We start from the raw sequence: 23,489 nt of genomic DNA, 5'->3' as shown, positions 1-23,489 counted from the left end.
GGCTCGGGCCGGGGAGGGCCACTGGGCCGTCCCCGGCCCGACGTCGTACGGCCGGTCGTATGACAGGAGAGCAAGCACAGTGCAGCTGGTAGTCGCACGGATCGGCCGTGCCCACGGCATCAAGGGCGAGGTCACCGTCGAGGTCCGTACCGACGAGCCGGAACTCCGGCTCGGACCCGGTGCCGTACTGACCACGGATCCCGCCTCCGCGGGGCCGCTCACCATCGCGACCGGCCGGGTGCACAGCGGCCGGCTCCTCCTGCGTTTCGAGGGCGTCGCCGACCGCAACGCCGCCGAGGCGCTGCGCAACACCCTCCTGATCGCCGAGGTCGATCCGAACGAGCTCCCCGAGGAGGAGGACGAATACTACGACCACCAGCTCGTCGACCTCGACGTGGTGACCGAGGACGGCACGGAGGTCGGCCGGATCACGGAGATCTCGCACCTGCCCACCCAGGACCTGTTCATCGTGGAGCGCCCGGACGGGACCGAGGTCATGATCCCGTTCGTCGCGGAGATCGTCACCGAGATCGACCTGGAGGAGCAGCGCGCGATCATCTCCCCGCCGCCGGGTCTGATCGACGACCGCGCGGAGATCGCTTCCTCCCGGGACTCCGGCGACTCCGGGGACGATGCCTGATGCGTCTCGACGTCGTCACGATCTTCCCTGAGTACCTGGAACCGCTGAACGTCTCCCTCGTCGGCAAGGCACGCGCGCGTGGACAGCTGAACGTGCACGTGCACGACCTGCGTGCGTGGACCTACGACCGTCACAACACGGTCGACGACACCCCGTACGGCGGCGGCCCCGGCATGGTCATGAAGACCGAGCCCTGGGGCGACGCCCTCGACTCCGTCCTCGCCGACGGCTACGAGACGGGCTCCCGCGCCCCCGCGCTGATCGTCCCCACCCCCAGCGGCCGTCCCTTCACCCAGGAACTGGCCGTCGAACTGTCCGAGCGCCCCTGGCTGGTCTTCACCCCGGCCCGCTACGAGGGCATCGACCGACGTGTCATCGACGAGTACGCCACCCGGATGCCGGTGTACGAGGTGTCCATCGGCGACTACGTCCTGGCCGGCGGCGAGGCGGCCGTACTCGTCGTCACGGAGGCCGTGGCACGGCTGCTGCCCGGCGTCCTCGGCAACGCCGAGTCCCACCGGGACGACTCCTTCGCGCCCGGCGCGATGGCGAGCCTCCTGGAAGGCCCCGTCTACACCAAGCCGCCCCTGTGGCGCGGCCGCGACATCCCGGACGTGCTGCTCAGCGGCCACCACGGCAAAATCGCCCGCTGGCGCCGGGACGAGGCCCTGAGGCGCACCACGGCCAACCGGCCCGACCTCATCGAGCGCTGCGACCCCAAGGCGTTCGACAAGAAGGACCGCGAGATGCTGTCCATCCTGGGCTGGGCCCCCGACCCGGACGGCGAGTCCCACGGTCGATTTTGGCGCAGGACCGAGGGCATGGAAGAATAGGCCGCTGTTGTGCGTCCGTCCGGCGTGCGCCCCTGCCACAGGGGGACACGACGCCCGTCCGACCGCGCAGCACCCCCTGTGAACACCTAGTTCCCGTTGATGACCTGTGGCATCAGCGAAGAAAGCAGACGAAATGTCTCACCTGCTCGACACCGTCGACTCCGCGTCGCTGCGCAGCGACATCCCGGCCTTCCGCCCGGGTGACACCGTCAACGTCCACGTCCGCGTCATCGAGGGCAACCGCTCGCGTGTGCAGCAGTTCAAGGGCGTCGTGATCCGCCGCCAGGGCTCCGGTGTCCGCGAGACCTTCACGGTCCGCAAGGTCTCCTTCTCCGTCGGCGTCGAGCGCACCTTCCCGGTGCACACCCCGATCGTGGAGAAGATCGAGCTCGTCACCCGCGGTGACGTGCGCCGCGCCAAGCTGTACTACCTGCGCGAGCTGCGCGGCAAGGCCGCGAAGATCAAGGAGAAGCGCGAGAGCTGAGCGCCTCCCGGACGTCACAGAGAGGCCGGATAGCATCTGGCCTCGATGGACACCGAGACACAGCCGACGGAGCGCGACCGCTCCTCCCGCCCTGACGACACCAGGGGCACGGAGGAACGGTCGCGCTTCGCGTTGGTGTCGCGGATCACCGACTGGCTGCCGGGCGGGTGGATCACCCTCACCCTCTTCGTCTGCCTGGGGTTTTTGCTCCTGCTCAACGCGTTCGTGGTCCAGCCGTTCCAAATTCCCAGCCGATCCATGGAGCAGGGATTGAGGATCGGGGACCGCGTTCTCGTAGATAAGTTGGCGTACCGTTTCGGTGCCCAGCCGCGACGTGGCGATGTGGTCGTGTTCGACGGCACCGGGTACTTCGGGCACGCCGACTACATCAAACGCGTTGTGGGTGTGGGGGGAGACCATGTTGTCTGCTGTGACAAGGAGGGGCGGATCCAAGTGAACGGCCGGTCGGTCGACGAGACGGCGTTCCTCTACCCCGGGGACAGCCCGTCCTCCGTCCCCTTCGACGTCGTGGTGCCCGACGGCAGACTCTTCGTCCTCGGTGACCACCGCAGCGACTCCAGCGACTCCCGCGACCACCTCGGCTCGCCCGGCGGCGGCATGATTCCCGTCGGTGACGTGATCGGCCGGGCCGACTGGATCGTCTGGCCGTCCGACCGTCTCTCGCACCTGAAGCGCCCCGCCGCCTACGCGCGCGTGCCCGCCGCGGAGGGTGCCCATGGGTAACCGCGGCAAACCGCGCGGCGTGCCCAGCGGCCCCGCCGAGAACCTGCTGCCCACCGGCTCCCGCCGCGCTTCCGCCAAGCCGTCCGGCGGACGCACGCGCGCGGAGCGGCGCAAGTTGCAGCGCAAGGTCAAGCGCAAGCGCAGGCGCAGCGCTGTCCGGGAGATCCCCCTCCTGGTCGGCGTGGCCGTGCTGATAGCGCTCGTGCTCAAGACCTTCCTCGTCCAGGCGTTCGTGATCCCCTCGGGCTCCATGGAGCAGACGATCCGGATCGGCGACCGCGTCCTGGTGGACAAGTTCACCCCGTGGTTCGGCTCCGAGCCGCAGCGCGGGGACGTCGTGGTGTTCCACGATCCGGGGGGCTGGCTGGCGGACGAGCAGACCGCCAAGAAGAACGACCCCGTGGTGGTCAAGCAGGTCAAGGAAGGCCTCCAGTTCATCGGCCTGCTGCCCTCCGACAACGAGAAGGACCTCATCAAGCGGGTCATCGGGGTCGGCGGGGACCACGTCAAGTGCTGTGACGCGCAGGGCCGCGTGACCGTCAACGGCGTTCCCCTGTCCGAGACGGACTACCTGTATCCGGGCAACGCGCCCTCCCAGATGTCGTTCGACATCACCGTCCCCAAGGGTCGGCTCTGGGTGATGGGCGACCACCGGGGCAACTCGGCGGACTCCCGGTACCACCAGAACACCAGCTACGGGGGCACGGTCGCCCTCAGCTCGGTGGTCGGCCGCGCCATGGTCATCGGCTGGCCGATGGGTCACTGGACCAGCCTCAAGGAACCGCAAACCTTTTCTTCCGTCACCGACGCGGGGGCCACGACGACCTCCACCTCGCGCCTGTCGCATAGGGTTGTCACCGACGATCCCAACGGAACGATCCCACTCCCGAGCCCTGCGGAACTTCCGCTCGTTATGGGAGTGGTAGGCCTGCACCGCGTATGGGGCAGGCGGCGGCACAGAGTGAGGAGTTGGCGTGGGGGATGTGGCGGTTGGCGCACGGTCCGGACACGACGGCGAGGAGAACCGCGGGCGCCCCGTGGACGCGACCCCCGGCGCGGACGACGCCGTGACCTCCGGGAATGACTCCCCGGCGGGCGACGGTGCGGAGCCGGACGGGCCGCAGGGTCCGACCGAGGACGCAGGCGGGACCCAGGGCCGGGGCCCTGGTGACTCGACGCCGGCTCCCAGGAAGCCCCGCTCCTTCTGGAAGGAACTGCCGATCCTGATCGGCATCGCGCTCGTGCTGGCCCTGCTGATCAAGACGTTCCTGGTGCAGGCGTTCTCGATCCCGTCCGACTCGATGCAGAACACCCTCCAGGAGGGTGACCGGGTCCTCGTCGACAAGCTCACGCCTTGGTTCGGCTCCGAGCCCGAGCGCGGCGAGGTCATCGTCTTCCATGACCCCACCGTGTGGCTGAAGGGCGAACCGACGCCCGAGCCCAACGCCGTGCAGAAGGTCCTCAGCTGGATCGGCCTGATGCCGTCAGCGCAGGAGAAGGACCTGATCAAGCGGGTGATCGGAGTCGGCGGCGACACGGTCGAGTGCAAGGGGACCGGCCCGCTGATGGTCAACGGCAAGGCGCTGAACGAGCAGTCGTACGTCTACGCCGGCAACACGCCCTGCACCGACGACGACTCGGGCGGCCAGTTCAAGGTCAAGGTACCCAAGGGCTACGTCTGGGTCATGGGCGACCACCGCCAGAACTCGCGCGACTCGCGCTACAACCAGGACGACAAGTACCACGGCATGGTCCCGGTCAAGGACGTCGTCGGGCGCGCCATCGTCAAGGCCTGGCCGATCAACCGCTGGGGCACGCTGCCGGTTCCCGACACCTTCGACCAGCCGGGCCTCGACCAGCAGTCCTCCGCCGCCGGTTCCCTCCCGGTGGCCCCGCAGGCCATCGCCCTGACCGGTGTGCTTCCGGTGGTGGTCCGGCGGCGGAAGCGCAAGAGCTGACCAAGGCCGGGAAAGAGGGGCTGCACCCTTTCGGTACCGCCGGGTAGGGTGCGGGTCCATGGGTGGCGAGAGCACGACGCGTACGGTCCCGCGCAGCGGCGGGAGCACAGGAGCGGCACAGGTGGGCAGCCGGCTCGGACAGCGGCTGTCCGGAGTGGCCGTGGCACTGGGCCTGGTGCTGTTCCTCGGAGGATTCGCTTGGGCGGCGGTGGTCTACCGGCCGTACACGGTGCCCACCAGTTCGATGTCGCCGACGATCGCCGCGGGCGACCGGGTGCTCGCCCAGCGCGTCGACGGCGGTGAGGTGCGCCGCGGCGATGTCGTGGTCTTCCGGGACAAGAGCTGGGTGACGAACGCGAACGTCGTCAAGCGTGTCGTCGCGGTCGGCGGTGACACCGTCGCCTGCTGCACCGACGGCAAGCTGACCGTCAACGGCAAGCAGATCGACGAGCCGTACCTGCCCAAGGGCAGCCTCGCCGAGGACAAGAAGATCCCGACGGTGACCGTGCCGAAGGGCCGGCTCTTCCTCCTCGGCGACGAGCGGCAGAACTCCCTGGACTCCACCGCCCACCTCACCGACGCCGCCAGCGGCACGGTCGCCCGCAGCGCCGTCTCGGCCCGCGTCGACGCCGTCGTCTGGCCCATGAACGGCATGCTCAAGCGCCCCACCGGCTTCGAGACCCTCGGTGCCCTCTCCCAGCCCGGCCCGCTGCGCACGATCGTCCTGCTGATCGTCGGCGGCGCCGTGCTCATCCTGGTCGGCGGAGCCTACGGCCCCGTCGCCAAACTGTTCGGCGGCCGCTCCCGGGCCCGTACGGAGCCCGTCGGTGCCGGCTGAGACCGTGGAGCCGGGCGTGGACCCCCACGGCGGCGGCCTGCGCAAGGTCGCCCGGGTGATCCTGCTCGACCCCGACGACCGCATCCTGCTGCTGCACGGTCACGAGCCGGACGACCCGGCCGACGACTGGTGGTTCACCCCTGGCGGCGGACTGGAGGGCACGGAGACGCGCGAAGAGGCCGCGCTCAGGGAACTCGCCGAGGAGACCGGGATCACCGAGGTCGAACTCGGCCCGGTGCTGTGGCGGCGCATGTGCTCCTTCCCGTTCGCAGGCCGCCGCTGGGACCAGGACGAGTGGTACTACCTCGCCCGTACGACCCAGACCGTGACCCGCGCGACGGCCCTCACCGAACTGGAGCGGCGCAGTGTCGCGGGAGCACGCTGGTGGACGTGCCGGGAACTGACCCGGGCACATGAGACGGTGTATCCGACCAGACTCGCCGAGCTCCTCGCCAGGCTGCTCGACGAAGGTCCCCCGGCCAGGCCCGTGACCCTTGACCCGGAAATCGTCTAGGGGCCCGCGGGACTGGCGCACAATGGTGGGATCGCACGGCTGAAGGGGAACATGCCATGAGCGCCGAGGACCTCGAGAAGTACGAGACCGAGATGGAGCTCAAGCTCTACCGGGAGTACCGCGATGTCGTCGGTCTGTTCAAATACGTGATCGAGACCGAACGGCGCTTCTATCTCACCAATGACTACGAGATGCAGGTGCACTCGGTCCAGGGTGAGGTTTTCTTCGAAGTGTCCATGGCGGACGCCTGGGTCTGGGACATGTACCGGCCGGCCCGCTTCGTGAAGCAGGTCCGCGTACTCACGTTCAAGGACGTGAACATCGAGGAGCTGAACAAGAGCGACCTGGAGCTCCCGGGCGGGTGACGGGGTTGTCCACAATCGCGCACTCCTCCACCAAGATCCAATAGCTCGCTGATCTGCCCTCAACGTTGGCGCCGGAGGTGGTGCCGACATGAGGACACACAACGCGCGACCACGCAACGCGCAACGCGGCGCGCTGGGCAGGTACGGCGAGGACCTGGCCGCACGCCGGCTGGGCGAGGCCGGGATGACCGTCCTGGAGCGCAACTGGCGCTCCGGCAGGACGGGTGAGATCGACATCGTGGCCCGGGACGGCGACGTCCTGGTGGTCTGCGAGGTGAAGACCCGCCGCAACGGCGCCTTCGAGCACCCCATGGCCGCGGTCACCCAGGCCAAGGCGGAGCGCCTGCGCGGACTGGCGGAGCGCTGGACGCAGGAACACGGAGGCGCCCCACCGGGCGGCGTCCGCATCGACCTCGTCGGCGTGCTGCTCCCCGACCGCGGCGCCCCCGTGGTCGAGCACGTACGGGGGGTGGCCTGACATGGGATTCGCACGTACGTGCTCCGTGGCGCTGGTGGGCGTCGAGGGAGTCGTGGTCGAGGTCCAGGCCGACCTGGAACCGGGCGTCGCGGCGTTCACCCTGGTGGGCCTGCCGGACAAGAGCCTGACGGAGAGCCGGGACCGGGTGCGGGCGGCGGTCGTGAACTCGGGCGGCGAGTGGCCGCAGAAGAAACTCACGGTGGGCCTCAGCCCCGCCTCGGTACCCAAGGCCGGCAGCGGCTTCGACCTCGCCGTCGCCTGCGCGGTGCTCGGCGCCGCCGAACGGATCGACCCCCGGGTCCTCGCCGACATCGTGATGATCGGGGAACTGGGACTGGACGGCCGCGTCCGCCCGGTCCGGGGCATCCTGCCCGCCGTGCTGGCCGCGGCCGACGCAGGGTACGAGCACGTGGTCGTCCCCGAGTGCGCCGCCGCCGAGGCCGCGCTGGTGCCCGGTGTCTCGGTGCTCGGCATCCGCAGCCTGCGGCAGCTGATCGCCGTCCTGGCGGACGAACCCGTACCCGAGGAGGAACCGGAGGACCCGGGACGCCCCGACCCGCTCCTGGCCGGTCTGCGCGTGCCCGGCACCGGAGCGGCCACCGGCATGCGCAGCATCGGCGCCGCCCAGCACGAACTCGGCCACGACCTCGCCGACGTCGTGGGCCAGACCTCGGCGCGCACGGCGGTGGAGGTGGCCGCGGCAGGCGGGCACCACCTGTTCCTGGAAGGGCCGCCCGGCGCGGGCAAGACCATGCTCGCCGAGCGGCTGCCCGCCGTCCTGCCCCTGCTCGGACGGCAGGACTCGCTGGAGGTGACGGCCGTGCACTCGGTGGCCGGCCTCCTGCCGCCCGGCAAGCCCCTCATCGACGTCGCCCCCTACTGCGCCCCGCACCACTCGGCCACCATGCAGTCCCTCGTCGGCGGCGGCCCGGGCGTCGCCAGGCCCGGCGCCGTCTCGCTCGCCCACCGGGGAGTGCTCTTCCTGGACGAGGCGCCGGAGTTCCACAGCCACACCCTCGACGCGCTGCGGCAGCCCCTCGAGTCCGGGCACGTCGTGATCGCGCGCAGCGCGGGCGTGGTGCGGTTCCCGGCGAGGTTCCTGATGGTGCTCGCGGCCAACCCATGCCCCTGCGGACGCTTCTCGCAGCGCGACACGCTGTGCGAATGCCCGCCCTCGGCGATCCGCCGCTACCAGGCCCGGCTCTCCGGCCCCCTGCTCGACCGGGTCGACCTGCGGGTGGAGGTCGACCCCGTCACCCGGGCCGAGCTCACCGAGCCCGGCGCGCGCGGCGAGTCCACGGCCACCGTCGCCGACCGGGTCCGGGCGGCCAGGGAACGGGCCGCCGCACGCCTGGCCGGAACCCCCTGGCGGACCAACAGCGAGGTCCCGGGCAGGGAACTGCGCAGCCGCTGGCAGGCCGCGAGCGGCGCGATGGACGAGGCGGAGCGGAGCCTGGAGCGGGGCGTGCTGACCGCCCGCGGGATCGACCGCGTGCTGCGGGTCGCCTGGACGGTCGCGGATCTCGCCGGCCACGACCGGCCCGACGCCACGGACGTCGCCCTGGCCCTGCAACTGCGCACCGGCGTTCCCCGGGGCGTGCCGATGGCCATCGGGGCGCCGGCGTGACCCCGCCGGACGATCCGTACGGCGCACGGCTGTGCCGGGTCTTCCTCACCCGGGTCCTCGAACCCGGCGACGAGACCGGCGGTCGCTGGGTGCGGGAGCACGGGGTGCGGGAGGTCGCCCGGCGGCTGCGGGAGGGCGGCGAGCCGCTGCCGGGGGTGAGCGGCGCCCGCTGGGCGGGGCTGCGGGCCCGCGCCGGGCGGGCCGGGCCCGAGCGGGATCTGGAGATCGCGGGGGCGGCCGGGGTCCGGTTCGTGTGCCCCGGGGACGCCGAGTGGCCGGCCCAGCTCGACGACCTCGGGGACGCCCGGCCCCTGGGGCTGTGGGTGCGGGGCCCGGCCTCCATGCGGATGTGGGCGCTCAGATCGGTCGCCGTCGTGGGCGCCCGGGCCTGCACCGAGTACGGCGCCCATGCGGCGGCCGCGCTCTCCGCGGGGCTCGCCGAGCGCGGCTGGGTGGTGGTCTCCGGCGGCGCCTACGGCGTCGACGGCGCCGCCCACCGGGGCGCGCTCGGCGCGGGCGGAGCCACCGTCGCCGTCCTGGCCTGCGGCGTCGACCGGCCCTACCCGCGCGGACACACCCAGCTGATCAGCAGGATCGCGGAACAGGGCCTCGTGATCGGCGAGTTGCCACCCGGCGAGCACCCGACCCCGAGCCGGTTCATCCTGCGCAACCGGGTGATCGCGGCGCTGACCAGGGGCACCGTGGTCGTGGAGGCCGCCTACCGCAGCGGCGCCCTGGTCACGGCGCGGGCGGCGCAGCGGCTGGGACGGCTCACCATGGGCGTGCCCGGGCCCGTCACCAGCGCCCTCTCGGCCGGGGTGCACGAGCTGCTGCGCGGGGAGGCGGCGCTCGTCACCGACGCCGCGGAGGTCGTCGAGCTGGTCGGGGACATCGGCGAGCTGGCCCCGGCGCGGCGCGGCCCGGTCCTCCCGCGGGACCTGCTGGAGCCCGGCGCCCGGCGGGTTCTCGCCGCCCTGCCCGCACACCGGTCGGCTCCGCCGGGGGAGATCGCGTGCGGCGCGCAGACCACGCGGGACGAGGCGATCGCCAGGCTGTACGAACTCCGAGCACTTGGTTACGTCGAACGACACGGCGATGGCTGGAAGTTGACACGCCAGGCGATGTTCCCGGTCGAGGACGGTCCCGCTCGATGTTGACCGAGAGTGTTCGCCCGTCCGGGGGAATCCCCGACACCCTTGGGTTTTCTCGGAGTTGGCACGCCCCGTCGGTCACCCAGAGCGACGCACCCGGTGTGCGGGGAGGCGCCGCCGCGAGTGTCCCCGCAGGGGGTGAGGCTCACTGTTCGCGCACCGCGACACCTCAGTCACGCTACGCTCACGAAGACCTCGACACAGACCACTGCAACTCGACACCAGACCGGCACCTCACCCAGTCAGTCCCACCTCGGCCCACTCCACTCCGTAACAGCACTTCACGGCACTTCACGGCAGAACGACACAAGGCGACGAATGCCCCAGCACACCTCCGGGTCCGACCGGGCGGCGATCCCCCCAGCCGCCCGCGACGGTGGCAGCGTGCGGCCGCCCGCTCCCTCGACACTCGACGAGCTGTGGCGGTCCTACAAGGCGACGGGGGACGAGCGGCTGCGGGAGCAGCTGATCCTGCACTACTCGCCGCTGGTGAAATACGTGGCGGGGCGGGTCAGCGTGGGCCTGCCGCCCAATGTGGAGCAGGCCGACTTCGTGTCCTCGGGGGTCTTCGGGCTCATCGACGCGATCGAGAAGTTCGACATCGACCGGGAGATCAAGTTCGAGACGTACGCGATCACCCGGATCCGCGGCGCCATGATCGACGAGCTGCGCGCGCTGGACTGGATCCCCCGGTCGGTACGGCAGAAGGCGCGGAACGTCGAGCGGGCCTACGCCACGCTGGAGGCACGGCTCAGACGCACCCCCACCGAGCCGGAGGTGGCCGCCGAGCTGGGTATCGAGGTGGACGAGCTCCACGCGGTCTTCAGCCAGTTGTCGCTGGCCAACGTGGTGGCGCTGGAGGAGATGCTGCACGCCGGGGGCGAGGGCGGCGAGCGGCTCACCCTGATGGACACGCTGGAGGACACCGACGCCGACAATCCGGTGGAAGTGGCCGAGGACCGGGAGCTCAGACGGTTCCTGGCGCGGGCGATCAACACGCTGCCCGAGCGGGAGAAGACCGTGGTCACGCTGTACTACTACGAGGGGCTCACGCTCGCCGAGATCGGCAATGTGCTCGGGGTCACCGAGAGCCGGGTCAGCCAGATCCACACCAAGTCGGTACTCCAGCTGCGGGCGAAGCTGGCGGGCTTCGGGCGCTAGGGCCCAAGTCTCCTCCCGTTCGCCGTGGCGCGTCCGTAAAGTGGTCGACGTGCCAAGGATTCGAGCGGCCTCCGTGGCCGAGCACCGGTCGATGCAGCGAGCCGCCCTGCTGGACGCGGCACGGTCCCTGCTGTCCGAGGGCGGGACGGAGGCGCTGACCTTCCCGGCCCTCGCCGAGCGGACGGGGCTGGCGCGGTCGTCCGTGTACGAGTACTTCCGGTCACGGGCCGCCGTGGTCGAGGAGCTGTGCGAGGTCGACTTCCCCGTCTGGACGGCCGAGGTGTCGGCGGCGATGGAGGGGGCGGAGACCCCCGAGGACAAGGTCGAGGCGTATGTGCGCCGGCAGCTGGCCCTGGTGGGCGACCGGCGGCACCGGGCCGTCGTGGCGATCTCGGCGAGCGAGCTGGACGCGGGGGCCCGGGAGAAGATCCGGGCGGCACACGGCGGGCTCGTCGCGATGATCGTCGAAGCGCTGGGCGAGATGGGACACGCCCAGCCCCGGCTGGCGGCGCTGCTGCTCCAGGGCGTCGTGGACGCGGCGGTGCGGCGGATCGAACTCGGCGCCGCGGAGGACCCCGAGGCGATCACGGACGCCGCGGTCGGGATGGCGCTGCGGGGTGTGCGGGGCTGAGGCCCGCCGGGGCCGCCGTGGCGGGCGGGCACGGCTCGCCGCGGCTACGCCGGCAGCGGTACGCCCAGTACCGGCAGCAGTCTCGACGGCCCCCTGTTCAGCAGCCACGGGGGGAGCAGTGACAGCGGGTCCAGATAGGTGTCGCCTCTGAGCAGCCCCCAGTGCAGGCAGCCGCCCGCGCAGTGACCGCCCGTCGCCTCCACGCTGCCCACCACCTCGCCCGCCGCCACCTCGTCCCCCTTCTCCACCAAGGGCGTCACCGGCTCGTACGTCGTTCGCAGACCGGTCCCCGCCAGCTCCACGGACACCACGCCCCGGCCCGCCACCCGCCCCGCGAAGGACACCCGGCCCGCCGCCACCGCCCGTACCGGAGCCGCGGCCGCAGCCGCCAAGTCCACGCCGCGGTGGCCGCGGCCGTACACCGTCGCCGGAGGCTCCCAGCCGCGCAGCACCGTCGGGCGGGTGCCCACCGGCCAGGCGCGGCCGATCGCCGGCACCGGTGCCTGCGGGGCCGGGGGAGCCGGGGGAGCCGAGGAGACGGCCCAGGCCAGGGGGGTCAGGAAGGCCACCGTCAGGGCCGGCGCGAGGAGCAGCCGCACACCCGCCCGTCGTTTCGTTCGCATGCGGCAAACCGTCCCGCGTCCCCGCCGGTGATGGCCGGGACATGTGGACAACTCACCGGTTGTGCACAGCGGCGTCACCCGGCGCCTCGTCGGTCCCGTACAATTCTGGTGGCGATCCGGGTCACCGGGTCGACTTCGCACGCCCCGATACGAGGCGCGGCCGGCGACGGTCCGTTCGTATCAGCGCCCCTCGGTCCTCATGTGGCAACGGCGCGTCGCGGGCGTCAGGCGCGGGAGCCGTCCGGCATCCGCGGCACAACCGAGAAATTCAAGGAGATACGGCCATGGCCGTCGTCACGATGCGGGAGCTGCTGGAGAGCGGCGTCCACTTCGGTCACCAGACCCGTCGCTGGAACCCGAAGATGAAGCGCTTCATCTTCACCGAGCGCAACGGCATCTACATCATCGACCTGCTCCAGTCGCTGTCGTACATCGACCGCGCCTACGAGTTCGTCAAGGAGACCGTCGCCCACGGCGGCACGGTCATGTTCGTCGGTACGAAGAAGCAGGCGCAGGAGGCCATCGCCGAGCAGGCCACCCGCGTCGGCATGCCCTACGTCAACCAGCGCTGGCTGGGCGGCATGCTCACCAACTTCTCCACCGTCTACAAGCGTCTGCAGCGCCTCAAGGAGCTCGAGCAGATCGACTTCGAGGACGTCGCCGCGTCCGGTCTGACCAAGAAGGAGCTTCTCGTGCTCTCGCGCGAGAAGGCCAAGCTGGAGAAGACCCTCGGTGGTATCCGCGAGATGCAGAAGGTGCCCAGCGCCGTCTGGATCGTGGACACCAAGAAGGAGCACATCGCGGTCGGTGAGGCCCGGAAGCTCAACATCCCGGTCGTCGCCATCCTCGACACCAACTGCGACCCCGACGAGGTCGACTACAAGATCCCGGGCAACGACGACGCGATCCGCTCCGTCACCCTGCTCACCCGCGTGATCGCCGACGCCGTCGCCGAGGGCCTCATCTCCCGCTCTCGCGTCGCCACCGGTGACAAGGGCGAGAAGGCCGCGGGCGAGCCGCTCGCCGAGTGGGAGCGCGACCTGCTCGAGGGCGAGAAGAAGGCCGAGGAGGCTCCGGCCGCCGCCGAGGCTCCGGCCGCTGAGGTCCCTGCTGCCGAGGCTCCGGCCGCTGAGGCCCCTGCTGCCGAGGCTCCCGCCGCCGAGGCTCCGGCCGCCGAGGGCGAGCAGGCCTGACAACCGTGTTGACGGCGGGGGCGGCATGAAGTCCGCCCCCGCTGTTCACCCGCAGGTCAGCACCGGGTCCGCGGTCCGCGCTGCTCCAGCAGACCGCAGACCGCGCAGATCTCCGATCTCCCAAGACTTCGAGAAAGACTCACAGACTCATGGCGAACTACACCGCCGCCGACGTCAAGAAGCTCCGTGAGCTCACCGGCGCCGGCATGATGGACTGCAAGAAGGCGCTGGACGAGGCCGAGGGCAACGTCGAGAAGGCCGTCGAGGCGCTCCGCATCAAGGGCCAGAAGGGCGTCGCCAAGCGCGAGGGCCGCTCCGCCGAGAACGGCGCCGTGGTCTCCATCATCGCCGACGACAACTCCTCCGGTGTCCTGGTCGAGCTGAAGTGCGAGACGGACTTCGTCGCCAAGGGTGACAAGTTCCAGGCCGCGGCCACGGCCCTCGCCGAGCACGTCGCCAAGACCTCCCCGGCCGACCTCGAGGCCCTGCTCGCCTCCGAGATCGAGCCCGGCAAGACCGTCCAGGCGTTCGTGGACGAGGCCAACGCCAACCTCGGCGAGAAGATCGTCCTGGACCGCTTCGCGCAGTTCTCCGACGGTTACGTCACCGCCTACATGCACCGCACGATGCCCGACCTGCCCCCGCAGATCGGTGTCCTCGTCGAGCTCGACAAGCCGAACGCCGAGGTCGCCAAGGGCGTCGCCCAGCACATCGCCGCCTTCGCGCCGAAGTACCTCGCCAAGGAGGACGTGCCGGCCGACGTCGTCGAGTCCGAGCGCCGCATCGCCGAGGAGACCACCCGCGCCGAGGGCAAGCCCGAGGCCGCGATCGCCAAGATCGTCGAGGGTCGCCTGAACGGCTTCTTCAAGGACGCCACGCTGCTCGGCCAGCCGTATGCGCTGGACAACAAGAAGTCCGTCCAGAAGATTCTGGACGAGGCCGGTGTCACCCTGAAGCGCTTCACGCGTATCAAGGTCGGCATCTGAGTCCGTACCGCGATCGACGAGCGACCCACGGAGAAATCCTCGGGGAAATCTCGATAGGGTCGACAGCAGTCGTCCGCGCACACCGCCACACCCAGGCATGTGGCGGACGGCAGCAGATCTGACGAGGAGGCCATTGCCGCGCATGGGAGCGAAAAGCGAACCCAACCGGCAGTGGCCTTCTTCGTATGTGCACCACGTAACAGAGGCGGGATCCCCATGACCACCAAGGCCCAGAAGAGCGACGACGGCAAAGTACGCGGCCGGTTTCTGCTGAAGCTGTCCGGAGAGGCCTTCTCCGGTGGCGGGGGCCTGGGCGTCGACCCCGACGTGGTGCACAAGATCGCCCGCGAGATCGCGGCCGTCGTGCGCGACGGCGCCGAGGTCGCGGTCGTCATCGGCGGCGGCAACTTCTTCCGCGGCGCCGAACTCCAGCAGCGCGGCATGGACCGCGCCCGCTCCGACTACATGGGCATGCTCGGCACCGTGATGAACTGCCTCGCCCTCCAGGACTTCCTGGAGAAAGAGGGCATCGACAGCCGGGTCCAGACCGCCATCACCATGGGCCAGGTCGCCGAGCCGTACATCCCGCTGCGCGCCGTGCGCCACCTGGAGAAGGGCCGCGTGGTCATCTTCGGCGCCGGTATGGGCATGCCGTACTTCTCCACCGACACCACCGCCGCCCAGCGCGCCCTGGAGATCGACGCCGAGGCGCTGCTCATGGGCAAGAACGGCGTGGACGGGGTCTACGACTCCGACCCCAAGACCAACCCCGACGCCGTCAAGTTCGACGCCCTCGGCTACGGCGAGGTCATCACCCGCGACCTCAAGGTCGCCGACGCCACCGCGATCACCCTGTGCCGTGACAACAAGCTGCCGATCCTCGTGTTCGAGCTTCTGGCCGAGGGGAATATCGCGCGGGCCGTCAAGGGTGAGAAGATCGGCACGCTCGTGGGTGATCAGGGCAGCCGGGCCTGACCGGACCACCCCGGGACCTCGCCGGGGGATGGACAATGTCCTGCCGGTCGGGAACCGTGCAGGAAGAAGACGCGACGCAGCCGGCCGCCGCCACCGCCAGGAACCGCAGCCGGGCCTACTCAAGACACGCAGGAGCAAGTGGTGATCGAAGAGACCCTCCTCGAGGCCGAGGAGAAGATGGAGAAGGCCGTCGTGGTCGCCAAGGAGGACTTCGCCGCGATCCGTACCGGCCGTGCGCACCCCGCCATGTTCAACAAGATCGTGGCCGACTACTACGGCGCGCTGACGCCGATCAACCAGCTGGCTTCGTTCTCCGTGCCGGAGCCGCGCATGGCCGTCGTGACCCCGTTCGACAAGAGCGCGCTGCGCAACATCGAGCAGGCGATCCGCGACTCCGACCTGGGCGTCAACCCGAGCAACGACGGCAACATCATCCGCGTGGTGTTCCCCGAGCTCACCGAGGAGCGCCGCCGCGACTACATCAAGGTCGCCAAGGGCAAGGCGGAGGACGCCCGGGTGTCGATCCGCTCGGTGCGCCGCAAGGCCAAGGACGCCATCGACAAGCTGATCAAGGACGGCGAGGTCGGCGAGGACGAGGGCCGCCGTGCGGAGAAGGAACTCGACGACACCACCGCGAAGTACGTGGCCCAGGTGGACGAGCTCCTCAAGCACAAGGAAGCGGAACTCCTCGAGGTCTGATGAACGACTCTTCCTGGGGCGCTCCGCCACAAGCCGGTTCGCAAGCCGGGTCACAGGCCGGGTACTGGGGGCCCGACGACCAGGGACCGGTCCGGGGGGCTGCCACGGCGGGCCCCGCGTACGATGCGCATGACGCGCAGCAGACCCGCCCCATGCCGGCCGTGGCCGACGTACCCGCTCATGGCGTCCATGGTGTCCATGGCGTCCATGGCGTTCGTGGCGGAGACCAGGACGACGACCGGGGGGCTGCTCGACTGAGCGGCCCCTTGTTCCGCGACGAGCCATCGCAGGCCCAGGCCTACGGGCCGTACGACATGCCGCGGACGTCGCCCGACGGGGCGGCGCCGCAGAATCCGGAGCCCATGCCCGACGCCCCGCAGCCGGCACCCGCGCCGCAGAAGAAGAGTGCGGGCCGGGACCTGAGCTCGGCCATAGGGGTCGGCGTCGGGCTCGGCGTGGTGATCGTCGCGTCCCTGTTCATCGTCAAGGCCGTGTTCGTCGGCGTCGTAGCCGTCGCCGTCGTCGTGGGCCTGTGGGAACTGACCAGCCGGCTCCAGGAGCGCAAGGGTGTCAAGGCGCCCCTGGTCCCGCTGGCGGTCGGCGGTGCGGCGATGGTCGTCGCCGGGTACGTCCGGGGTGCCGAGGGTGCCTGGGTGGCCATGGCGCTGACCGCGCTGGCGGCACTGGTCTGGCGGATGACAGAACCACCCGAGGGTTACCTCAAGGACGTCACGGCGGGCGTCTTCGCGGCCTTCTACGTCCCGTTCCTGGCCACCTTCGTCGCGATGATGCTCACCGCCGACGACGGCCCGTGGCGCGTACTGACCTTCCTCCTCCTGACGGTGGTCAGCGACACCGGGGCGTACGCCGTCGGCTGGCGCTTCGGCAAGCACAAGCTCGCGCCGCGCATCAGCCCCGGCAAGACCCGCGAGGGCCTGCTCGGCGCGGTGCTGTTCGCCATGGTCGCGGGCGCGCTGTGCATGCAGTTCCTGATCGACGACGGCGCCTGGTGGCAGGGCCTCCTGCTCGGCCTCGCGGTCGCGGCCAGCGCCACCCTCGGCGACCTCGGCGAGTCCATGATCAAGCGCGACCTGGGCATCAAGGACATGGGCACGCTGCTCCCCGGCCACGGGGGCATCATGGACCGCCTCGACTCACTGCTGCCGACGGCTCCCGTCGTGTGGCTTCTCCTGGTGATCTTCGTAGGGTCCGGCTGACAGCCGATCCCGCAGCGGCCATCGGGTCCGGGGAAGAACCCCGGAACCACCGGAACCGCCCCTTCCGAACATATGATCACTCCACCGTGATCCGTGTCCGGGAGGGGTGGCTCGTATGTGGGGACGTAGGCGTGCCAGGCGGGAGCAGGAGGCGGCCGAGGCGGTCGAGGCACTCGCCGGGAGCCTGAGGTCCACGATCGACTCCGCCGACGAGACGCACCGGGCGCTGCTGGAGATGCGGGAACAGCTGGCGCAGGAGCTCGCGGAGATCGCCGCCCTGCTCGGCCACCGCGACGGGACGCCCGTCGACGCGATCCGGCAGCAGACCGACATGGCCACGCGGATCCTCGGGGACATCGACCGGATGTCCGAGGAGTACGGCGACACGCGGGCGCTGCTCGTCGGCAAGGACGAGAACGACCTCGACGAGATCATGCCGGCACTGGAGGAACTGGTGGCGCACGCCCAGGGCATGGCGGAGGTCGGGGAGTCCTTCGCCGGCCTCATCGAGTCGATGCTGGAACTGCGGGAGAAGACCCAGCGCCTGCGCGTGGACCTGGTCCCCCTGCGCGAGCGCGTCCACGCCGCCCTCCGCGCGGCCCACGAGGAACTGGACGAGACCCGGGGCGCCCCCGGCTGGTTCGGCCGGCAGGCGACCCTCGCCGCCCTCGGCGACCGGCTCACCGCCCTGGACGAGGGCCGGGTCATCCCCACCGAGGACCGCAAGGTCAGCGACCGGTACCGAGACCTGGAACGCGACATCGCCGAACTCCGCGACACCCTCGGACCAGGCCGAACCTGACCGCCCCACCCCTCCCGGCCCGCCAAGCCTGGACCTGGAGAATTCCCGGGGCAGGTCAGCCCGGGCCACCGGGGCCGCCACCGCCGCCGAGGAGGGTGATGTGGTTGCCACAGAAGTTGACCGGGGCGTAGACGGGGATCTGGACAAGGTTGCCGGACAGGAAGCCGGGCGAGCCGATGGCCGTGCCGCGGGCGATGGCGCCGCCCTTGTTGACGCACGTGGTACGGGGAGGGCCGCCATGGGCGTGGGCGGCCGTCGCGCAGGGCAGCACCAGGCAGCCCGCGGCACCGAGCGCCACCGCGATTTTTTGCAGGATCATGCTCGGCACTGTCACAGACACCGGCAACAGCCCTCGGCAGCCACACGGCACAGCGCGTCAGCACCCCCCGAGCAGCCGAGCAGGCCGACCGCCACCAGGGCTATCGGGAGACAGGCGACAGTCGCAGGCCACCCGATTCGATCTGCGACACTGGTATGGCCATGCCTAAGCCCGGAGAACTCACTTTCGTCGCCCCGCGCGGAGCCAAGAAGCCGCCGCGGCATCTCGCTGATCTCACGCCTGCCGAGCGCAAGGAGGCGGTGGCCGAGGTCGGGGAGAAGCCGTTTCGTGCCAAGCAGCTCTCGCAGCACTACTTCGCGCGGTACGCGCACGACCCGGAGCAGTGGACGGACATCCCCGCCGGTTCGCGCGCCAAGCTGCGGGAGGCGCTGCTGCCGGAGCTGATGACGGTGGTGCGGCACCTGTCGACCGACCAGGGCACCACCCGCAAGACGCTGTGGCGGCTGTTCGACGGGACGCTCGTCGAGTCGGTGCTGATGCGGTACCCGGACCGGGTCACCATGTGCATCAGCTCGCAGGCGGGCTGCGGGATGAACTGCCCGTTCTGCGCGACCGGGCAGGCGGGGCTCGACCGTAACCTGTCCACCGCCGAGATCGTCCACCAGATCGTGGACGGGATGCGGGCGCTCAGGGACGGAGAGGTGCCCGGCGGGCCGGCGCGGCTGTCCAACATCGTCTTCATGGGGATGGGCGAGCCGCTCGCCAACTACAAGCGCGTGGTGGGTGCCATCCGGGCGCTCACCGATCCCGAGCCGGACGGGCTCGGGCTGTCGCAGCGCGGCATCACCGTCTCCACCGTCGGGCTCGTCCCGGCGATCCACCGGTTCTCCGACGAGGGCTTCAAGTGCCGGCTCGCGATCTCGCTGCACGCGCCCGACGACGAGCTGCGCGACACCCTCGTACCCGTGAACACGCGCTGGAAGGTGCGCGAGGTGCTGGACGCCGGCTTCGAGTACAGCGCCAGGTCCGGCCGGCGGCTGTCCATCGAGTACGCGCTGATCCGGGACATCAACGACCAGGCCTGGCGCGGTGACCGGCTCGGACGGCTGCTCAGGGGCAAGCCCGTGCACGTCAATCTGATTCCGCTGAACCCGACGCCGGGGTCCAAGTGGACCGCCTCGCGGCCGGAGGACGAGAAGGCGTTCGTGGAGGCCATCGCCGCCCATGGTGTGCCCGTCACCATCCGGGACACCCGTGGGCAGGAGATCGACGGAGCCTGTGGTCAGCTGGCGGCCACCGAGCGGTAGTCTGTCGGCCGTAAGTACATCTTCATATTCCGACAGGGGAGCGCCACAGCGCTGAGAGTGCGGCAACCGGGCCGCAGACCCTCTGAACCTCGCCCAGGTCATTCTGGGTAGGGAGTTCGGTCATCACTCGAGCTGTTGCGCCCTGCCCGGGACCGGCGGAATCCTCCGCGGGTCCCGGGCAGGGCCGCGTCTCTTCCTGGTCAACCCCAGGAGGAATCCAGTGCACAACAAGACCTTCGTGGCCGTGGCCGTCGGGCTCGGCCTCGTGGCGCTGCCCGCTCTGACGGGGTGCGGGTCGTCGAACGGCGGGGGTTCGGCGGACTCCAGGACCGTCACCCTCGTCAGCCACGACTCGTGGGCCGTGTCGAAGAGCGTGCAGAAGGACTTCGAGAAGCAGTCCGGGTACAAGCTCAGGGTCCTGAATGACGGCGACGCGGGTCAGGCCGTCAACAAGGCGATCCTGACCAAGGACCACCCGCAGGGCGACGTCTTCTTCGGCGTCGACAACACGCTGCTGTCCCGGGCCCTCGACAACGGGCTGTTCCAGTCGTACCGGCCCAAGGGCTCCGACCTGGTCCTGCCCCAGTACCGCGTCGACCAGGACAAGCACCGGGTCACGCCCATCGACACCGGCGACATCTGCGTCAACTACGACAAGGCGTACTTCGACCAGCACAAGCTCACTCCGCCGAAGTCCTTCGCCGACCTCGCCGAGCCCGCGTACAAGAACCTCCTCGTCACCGAGAACGCGGCCACCTCCTCGCCCGGCCTGGGCTTCCTGCTCGGCAGTGCCGCCCAGTACGGAGACGGGGGCTGGCAGGGTTACTGGAAGAAGCTCAAGGACAACGGCGTGAAGGTCGTCGACGGCTGGGAGCAGGCCTACTCCCAGGAGTTCTCCGGCTCCTCCGGGGGCAGAAAGGCCGGCGGCGACCGGCCGCTCGTGGTGTCGTACGCCTCCTCGCCGCCCGCCGAGGTGATCTACGCCAAGAAGCGGCCCAGCACCGCCCCGACCGGGGTGTCGTACGGCACCTGCTTCCGGCAGACCGAGTACGCGGGGCTGCTGAGCAACGCGGGGAACACCAAGGGCGGCAAGGCGTTCCTCGACTTCCTGCTCACCAAGGAGTTCCAGGACGACATGCCGCTCAACATGTTCGTCTACCCGGTGCGCGAGGGCGCCCAGGTGCCGCCGGACTTCGTCAAGTACGGCCCGCAGGCCAAGTCCCCCGAGACCATGGCTCCCGAGAAGATCGCCGCCCATCGTGACCAGTGGGTCAAGTCGTGGACGTCTCTCGTACTGAAGTAGCCGTGCCCAGGCGGGGGACGGCGGCGCGGCTCGGGCTGATGGCGCTGCCCGTCGCGTTCTTCTCGGTGTTCTTCGCCTGGCCCGTGGCCGCGATCGTCGCCCGCGGGCTGAAGGTGGACGGCGTCTGGCAGTTCGGGCGGATGGCGGACGTCGTCACCCAGCCGGACATCCGGCACGTGCTGTGGTTCACCACCTGGCAGGCGCTGGCCTCCACCGCGCTCACCCTGCTGATCGCGCTGCCCGCCGCCTACGCCTTCGCCCGCCTGGACTTTCCCGGCAAGCAGGTGCTGCGGGCCGTCGTCACGGTTCCGTTCGTGCTGCCGACCGTCGTCGCCGGCACCGCCTTCCTCGCGCTGCTGGGGCGCGGCGGGCTGCTGGACGAACTGTGGGGCGTGCGGCTGGACACCACCGTGTGGGCGATCCTGCTGGCGCACGTGTTCTTCAACTACGCGGTCGTCGTACGGACCGTGGGCGGACTGTGGGCGCAGCTCGACCCGCGGCAGGAGGAGGCCGCCCGGATGCTGGGGGCGTCCGCGCTGCGCGCCTGGCGGAAGGTGACGCTGCCCGCCCTCGCGCCCGCGGTGGCCGCCGCGGCGCTGATGGTGTTCCTGTTCACCTTCACCTCCTTCGGTGTGGTGCAGATCCTCGGCGGGCCCACCTTCTCCACCGTCGAGGTGGAGATCTACCGGCAGACCTCCGAGACCTTCGACCTGTCCACGGCCGCCGTCCTCACCCTGGTCCAGTTCCTCGCGGTCGGCGTGATCCTCGCCGTGCACGCCTGGACGGTACGGCGCCGGGAGACCGCACTGCGGCTGGTGGACGCCTCCGTGACCGCCCGTCGGCCGCGCGGCGCGGGTCAGTGGGCGCTGCTGGCGGGTGTCCTCGCCACCGTCGCCGTACTGCTGGTGCTGCCGCTAGGCGTGCTGGTGTCGCGCTCGCTGGACGCGCCCGGGTTCGGGTACTACCGGGCGCTGACCGACGACGACGGCGGCATGTTCCTGGTGGCGCCGGTCAACGCGATCACCAACTCCCTCCAGTACGCCGTCGCCGCCACCGCCATCGCAGTGCTGATCGGCGGTCTGGCCGCCGCCGCGCTCGCCCGCCGGGACGCGGGCCGGATCGTGCGCGGCTTCGACGCGCTGCTGATGCTGCCGCTCGGTGTGTCCGCGGTGACCGTCGGCTTCGGGTTCCTGATCGCGCTCGACAAGCCGCCGCTGGACCTGAGGCAGTCCTGGATCCTGGTGCCGCTCGCGCAGGCGCTGGTCGGCGTGCCGTTCGTCGTACGGACCATGCTGCCCGTGCTGCGGGCCGTGGACGGGCGGCTGAGGGAGGCGGCGGCCGTGCTCGGGGCCTCGCCCTGGCGGGTGTGGCGGGAGGTCGACCTGCCGATGGTGCGGCGGGCGCTGCTGATCGCGGCCGGGTTCGCCTTCGCCGTGTCGCTGGGGGAGTTCGGGGCGACCGTGTTCATCGCGCGGCCCGACAACCCGACGCTGCCCGTCGCGGTGGCCCGGCTCCTCGGCCGGCCCGGCGATCTCAACTACGGGCAGGCGATGGCCCTTTCCACGATTCTGATGGTGGTGTGCGCGGCGGCCCTGCTCGTCCTGGAGCGGCTGCGCACCGACCGGACGGGGGAGTTCTGATGCTGCTGAGCCTTCAGGCCGCGACCGTGCGCTTCGGCGGGCGGGCGGTGCTCGACGCCGTGGACCTGTCGGTCGCCGAACACGAGACCGTGTGCGTGCTCGGGCCCAGCGGCAGCGGCAAGTCGACGTTGCTGAGGGCGGTGGCGGGCCTCCAGCCGCTGGACTCCGGGCGGGTGGTGCTCGACGGGCGCGACCAGGAGGGCGTGGCCGCGCACCGGCGCGGGGTGGGGCTGATGTTCCAGGACCACCAGCTCTTCCCGCAGCGGGACGTGGGCGGCAACGTGGCCTTCGGGCCGCGGATGCAGGGGGCGGCGAAGGCCGAGCAGGAGGCCCGGGTCCGGGAGTTGCTGGATCTGGTGGGCCTGCCGGGCGCCGCCCGCCGGGCGGTCGCCGGGCTGTCCGGCGGTGAGCAGCAGCGCGTGGCGCTGGCCCGGGCGCTCGCTCCCCGGCCCCGGCTGCTGATGCTGGACGAGCCGCTCGGTCAGCTCGACCGGTCGCTGCGGGAGCGGCTGGTGGTGGAACTGCGGGAACTCTTCGGCCGGTTGGGGACCACCGTGCTCGCCGTGACGCACGACCAGGGCGAGGCGTTCGCGCTGGCCGACCGGGTGGTGGTGATGCGGGACGGGCGGATCGCCCAGTCCGGGACTCCGCTGGAGGTGTGGCAGCGGCCGGCCGACGAGTTCGTGGCCCGCTTCCTCGGCTTCGACAACGTGGCCGGCGCGACGGTCGCCGGAGAGGCCGCGGACACGCCGTGGGGCAAGCTGCCGGTGCCCGCGGGAGCGCCCCAGGGTGCCCGTACGGTGCTCGTCCGGCCCGCCGGTGTCCGACTCGTCCCGGCGGACGAGGGGCTGCGCTGCACGGTGACCGCCCGCACCTTCAAGGGCACGCATGTCGCCGTCCACCTCCAGCCCGAGGACGCCCCGCGTCTGGAGGCGGCGTGTGCGCTCAGACAGGCGCCGGAGGTCGGCGGGGAGGTCGGCGTGGAGTTCGACGCGGCCGAGATCGTCGTACTCGATGAGCAGCCGCCCTCCGGCGGACGG

At 70.9% G+C, this 23,489-nt stretch carries 25 protein-coding genes, 1 pseudogene and 1 riboswitch; of the genes and pseudogenes, 24 read left to right on the top strand and 2 right to left on the bottom strand.

Annotated elements, in window-relative coordinates:
- Positions 1 to 79: 79 nt before the first annotated feature.
- The 14 genes from rimM (at position 80) to ACFY01_RS34420 (ending at position 11,424) form a co-directional block, all read left to right on the top strand.
- Positions 80 to 640: a ribosome maturation factor RimM gene (rimM, locus tag ACFY01_RS34485; protein WP_390739698.1), complete on the top strand. Its 561-nt coding sequence runs from the start codon at positions 80 to 82 to the stop codon at positions 638 to 640.
- Positions 640 to 1,473, top strand: coding sequence for a tRNA (guanosine(37)-N1)-methyltransferase TrmD (gene trmD / locus ACFY01_RS34480; RefSeq protein WP_390739697.1), 834 nt, complete (start codon positions 640 to 642; stop codon positions 1,471 to 1,473). The genes rimM and trmD overlap by 1 nt, the downstream gene beginning before the upstream one ends.
- 133 nt (positions 1,474 to 1,606) lie before the next feature.
- Positions 1,607 to 1,957, top strand: coding sequence for a 50S ribosomal protein L19 (gene rplS, locus ACFY01_RS34475; protein ID WP_061925786.1), 351 nt, complete (start codon positions 1,607 to 1,609; stop codon positions 1,955 to 1,957).
- Between the two features lie 45 nt (positions 1,958 to 2,002).
- Positions 2,003 to 2,701 carry a signal peptidase I gene (gene lepB / locus ACFY01_RS34470; RefSeq protein ID WP_390739696.1) on the top strand — a complete coding sequence of 233 codons (699 nt, stop codon included), beginning with the start codon at positions 2,003 to 2,005 and terminating at the stop codon, positions 2,699 to 2,701.
- Positions 2,694 to 3,785, top strand: coding sequence for a signal peptidase I (lepB, locus tag ACFY01_RS34465; RefSeq protein WP_390739695.1), 1,092 nt, complete (start codon positions 2,694 to 2,696; stop codon positions 3,783 to 3,785). Before lepB (ACFY01_RS34470) ends, lepB (ACFY01_RS34465) begins: the two co-directional genes overlap by 8 nt.
- Positions 3,676 to 4,659 (top strand): signal peptidase I, encoded by a 984-nt coding sequence (gene lepB, locus ACFY01_RS34460; RefSeq protein ID WP_390739694.1) that lies wholly within the window; start codon positions 3,676 to 3,678, stop codon positions 4,657 to 4,659. The genes lepB (ACFY01_RS34465) and lepB (ACFY01_RS34460) overlap by 110 nt, the downstream gene beginning before the upstream one ends.
- 58 nt (positions 4,660 to 4,717) lie before the next feature.
- Positions 4,718 to 5,497 (top strand): signal peptidase I, encoded by a 780-nt coding sequence (gene lepB / locus ACFY01_RS34455; RefSeq protein ID WP_390739693.1) that lies wholly within the window; start codon positions 4,718 to 4,720, stop codon positions 5,495 to 5,497.
- Entirely contained in the window at positions 5,487 to 6,011 is a 525-nt protein-coding gene (locus tag ACFY01_RS34450; protein WP_390739692.1) for an NUDIX hydrolase, read from the top strand. The genes lepB (ACFY01_RS34455) and ACFY01_RS34450 overlap by 11 nt, the downstream gene beginning before the upstream one ends.
- A 56-nt stretch (positions 6,012 to 6,067) precedes the next feature.
- Positions 6,068 to 6,376, top strand: coding sequence for a DUF2469 domain-containing protein (locus ACFY01_RS34445; RefSeq protein WP_003965949.1), 309 nt, complete (start codon positions 6,068 to 6,070; stop codon positions 6,374 to 6,376).
- Between the two features lie 88 nt (positions 6,377 to 6,464).
- Entirely contained in the window at positions 6,465 to 6,854 is a 390-nt protein-coding gene (locus tag ACFY01_RS34440; protein ID WP_390739691.1) for a YraN family protein, read from the top strand.
- Between the two features lies 1 nt (position 6,855).
- On the top strand, positions 6,856 to 8,481 hold the full coding sequence (locus ACFY01_RS34435; protein ID WP_390739690.1) for a YifB family Mg chelatase-like AAA ATPase: 1,626 nt from the start codon (positions 6,856 to 6,858) through the stop codon (positions 8,479 to 8,481).
- Entirely contained in the window at positions 8,478 to 9,638 is a 1,161-nt protein-coding gene (gene dprA / locus ACFY01_RS34430; protein WP_390739689.1) for a DNA-processing protein DprA, read from the top strand. The genes ACFY01_RS34435 and dprA overlap by 4 nt, the downstream gene beginning before the upstream one ends.
- Before the next feature lie 312 nt (positions 9,639 to 9,950).
- The gene (whiG, locus tag ACFY01_RS34425) at positions 9,951 to 10,793 is read left to right on the top strand and encodes an RNA polymerase sigma factor WhiG (RefSeq protein ID WP_390739688.1); all 843 of its coding nucleotides are present in this window, start codon (positions 9,951 to 9,953) and stop codon (positions 10,791 to 10,793) included.
- A 73-nt stretch (positions 10,794 to 10,866) separates the two neighbouring features.
- Positions 10,867 to 11,424 (top strand): TetR/AcrR family transcriptional regulator, encoded by a 558-nt coding sequence (locus ACFY01_RS34420; protein WP_390739751.1) that lies wholly within the window; start codon positions 10,867 to 10,869, stop codon positions 11,422 to 11,424.
- A 44-nt stretch (positions 11,425 to 11,468) separates the two neighbouring features.
- On the opposite strand, the gene ACFY01_RS34415 is transcribed toward ACFY01_RS34420, so the two are convergent.
- A complete protein-coding gene (locus ACFY01_RS34415) occupies positions 11,469 to 12,047 on the bottom strand; it encodes a peptidoglycan DD-metalloendopeptidase family protein (protein ID WP_390739687.1) in 579 nt (192 codons plus the stop codon).
- A gap of 284 nt (positions 12,048 to 12,331) precedes the next feature.
- On the opposite strand from ACFY01_RS34415, the gene rpsB reads away from it, so the two are divergent.
- The 6 genes from rpsB (at position 12,332) to ACFY01_RS34385 (ending at position 17,919) form a co-directional block, all read left to right on the top strand.
- Entirely contained in the window at positions 12,332 to 13,240 is a 909-nt protein-coding gene (gene rpsB, locus ACFY01_RS34410; RefSeq protein ID WP_390739686.1) for a 30S ribosomal protein S2, read from the top strand.
- 149 nt (positions 13,241 to 13,389) lie between these two features.
- Positions 13,390 to 14,226, top strand: coding sequence for a translation elongation factor Ts (gene tsf, locus ACFY01_RS34405; protein WP_390739685.1), 837 nt, complete (start codon positions 13,390 to 13,392; stop codon positions 14,224 to 14,226).
- 216 nt (positions 14,227 to 14,442) lie between these two features.
- Entirely contained in the window at positions 14,443 to 15,201 is a 759-nt protein-coding gene (gene pyrH, locus ACFY01_RS34400; protein WP_116146707.1) for a UMP kinase, read from the top strand.
- A gap of 141 nt (positions 15,202 to 15,342) precedes the next feature.
- A complete protein-coding gene (gene frr, locus ACFY01_RS34395) occupies positions 15,343 to 15,900 on the top strand; it encodes a ribosome recycling factor (RefSeq protein WP_307622679.1) in 558 nt (185 codons plus the stop codon).
- Positions 15,900 to 17,117 (top strand): phosphatidate cytidylyltransferase, encoded by a 1,218-nt coding sequence (locus tag ACFY01_RS34390; protein ID WP_390739684.1) that lies wholly within the window; start codon positions 15,900 to 15,902, stop codon positions 17,115 to 17,117. The genes frr and ACFY01_RS34390 overlap by 1 nt, the downstream gene beginning before the upstream one ends.
- Positions 17,118 to 17,232: 115 nt before the next feature.
- Complete coding sequence (locus ACFY01_RS34385) at positions 17,233 to 17,919, top strand: hypothetical protein (RefSeq protein WP_390739683.1); 687 nt, start codon at positions 17,233 to 17,235, stop codon at positions 17,917 to 17,919.
- A 55-nt stretch (positions 17,920 to 17,974) separates the two neighbouring features.
- On the opposite strand, the gene ACFY01_RS34380 is transcribed toward ACFY01_RS34385, so the two are convergent.
- Complete coding sequence (locus ACFY01_RS34380; RefSeq protein ID WP_390739682.1) at positions 17,975 to 18,238, bottom strand: chaplin; 264 nt, start codon at positions 18,236 to 18,238, stop codon at positions 17,975 to 17,977.
- 161 nt (positions 18,239 to 18,399) lie between these two features.
- On the opposite strand from ACFY01_RS34380, the gene rlmN reads away from it, so the two are divergent.
- From rlmN to ACFY01_RS34360, 4 genes and pseudogenes are all read left to right on the top strand, one after another.
- Positions 18,400 to 19,506, top strand: coding sequence for a 23S rRNA (adenine(2503)-C(2))-methyltransferase RlmN (gene rlmN / locus ACFY01_RS34375; protein ID WP_390739681.1), 1,107 nt, complete (start codon positions 18,400 to 18,402; stop codon positions 19,504 to 19,506).
- A 24-nt stretch (positions 19,507 to 19,530) separates the two neighbouring features.
- A riboswitch (TPP riboswitch) is annotated at positions 19,531 to 19,638 on the top strand.
- Between the two features lie 88 nt (positions 19,639 to 19,726).
- The gene (locus tag ACFY01_RS34370; protein WP_390739680.1) at positions 19,727 to 20,809 is read left to right on the top strand and encodes a thiamine ABC transporter substrate binding subunit; all 1,083 of its coding nucleotides are present in this window, start codon (positions 19,727 to 19,729) and stop codon (positions 20,807 to 20,809) included.
- 38 nt (positions 20,810 to 20,847) lie between these two features.
- A complete protein-coding gene (locus tag ACFY01_RS34365) occupies positions 20,848 to 22,449 on the top strand; it encodes an ABC transporter permease (RefSeq protein ID WP_390739750.1) in 1,602 nt (533 codons plus the stop codon).
- Positions 22,449 to 23,462: pseudogene (locus tag ACFY01_RS34360) on the top strand (ABC transporter ATP-binding protein); the annotation flags it as partial. The gene ACFY01_RS34365 and the pseudogene ACFY01_RS34360, both read left to right, overlap by 1 nt.
- Between the last annotated feature and the right edge of the window lie 27 nt (positions 23,463 to 23,489).

Source organism: Streptomyces sp. NPDC001480, from assembly GCF_042894725.1.
Taxonomy (GTDB): domain Bacteria; phylum Actinomycetota; class Actinomycetes; order Streptomycetales; family Streptomycetaceae; genus Streptomyces.
The sequence above is the reverse complement of the archived record's forward strand: the minus strand, read 5'-3'. Positions and strand labels throughout refer to the sequence as shown.

Excerpts from the sequence above, each read along its gene's own strand:
- trmD (WP_390739697.1), top strand. The coding sequence starts at position 640 with ATGCGTCTCGACGTCGTCACGATCTTCCCTGAGTACCTGGAACCGCTG.
- rplS (WP_061925786.1), top strand. The coding sequence starts at position 1,607 with ATGTCTCACCTGCTCGACACCGTCGACTCCGCGTCGCTGCGCAGCGAC.
- lepB (WP_390739696.1), top strand. The coding sequence starts at position 2,003 with ATGGACACCGAGACACAGCCGACGGAGCGCGACCGCTCCTCCCGCCCT.
- lepB (WP_390739695.1), top strand. The coding sequence starts at position 2,694 with ATGGGTAACCGCGGCAAACCGCGCGGCGTGCCCAGCGGCCCCGCCGAG.
- lepB (WP_390739693.1), top strand. The coding sequence starts at position 4,718 with ATGGGTGGCGAGAGCACGACGCGTACGGTCCCGCGCAGCGGCGGGAGC.
- ACFY01_RS34445 (WP_003965949.1), top strand. The coding sequence starts at position 6,068 with ATGAGCGCCGAGGACCTCGAGAAGTACGAGACCGAGATGGAGCTCAAG.
- ACFY01_RS34440 (WP_390739691.1), top strand. The coding sequence starts at position 6,465 with ATGAGGACACACAACGCGCGACCACGCAACGCGCAACGCGGCGCGCTG.
- ACFY01_RS34435 (WP_390739690.1), top strand. The coding sequence starts at position 6,856 with ATGGGATTCGCACGTACGTGCTCCGTGGCGCTGGTGGGCGTCGAGGGA.
- whiG (WP_390739688.1), top strand. The coding sequence starts at position 9,951 with ATGCCCCAGCACACCTCCGGGTCCGACCGGGCGGCGATCCCCCCAGCC.
- ACFY01_RS34415 (WP_390739687.1), bottom strand. The coding sequence starts at position 12,047 with ATGCGAACGAAACGACGGGCGGGTGTGCGGCTGCTCCTCGCGCCGGCC.
- rpsB (WP_390739686.1), top strand. The coding sequence starts at position 12,332 with ATGGCCGTCGTCACGATGCGGGAGCTGCTGGAGAGCGGCGTCCACTTC.
- tsf (WP_390739685.1), top strand. The coding sequence starts at position 13,390 with ATGGCGAACTACACCGCCGCCGACGTCAAGAAGCTCCGTGAGCTCACC.
- pyrH (WP_116146707.1), top strand. The coding sequence starts at position 14,443 with ATGACCACCAAGGCCCAGAAGAGCGACGACGGCAAAGTACGCGGCCGG.
- ACFY01_RS34390 (WP_390739684.1), top strand. The coding sequence starts at position 15,900 with ATGAACGACTCTTCCTGGGGCGCTCCGCCACAAGCCGGTTCGCAAGCC.
- ACFY01_RS34385 (WP_390739683.1), top strand. The coding sequence starts at position 17,233 with ATGTGGGGACGTAGGCGTGCCAGGCGGGAGCAGGAGGCGGCCGAGGCG.
- ACFY01_RS34380 (WP_390739682.1), bottom strand. The coding sequence starts at position 18,238 with ATGATCCTGCAAAAAATCGCGGTGGCGCTCGGTGCCGCGGGCTGCCTG.
- rlmN (WP_390739681.1), top strand. The coding sequence starts at position 18,400 with ATGCCTAAGCCCGGAGAACTCACTTTCGTCGCCCCGCGCGGAGCCAAG.
- ACFY01_RS34365 (WP_390739750.1), top strand. The coding sequence starts at position 20,848 with ATGGCGCTGCCCGTCGCGTTCTTCTCGGTGTTCTTCGCCTGGCCCGTG.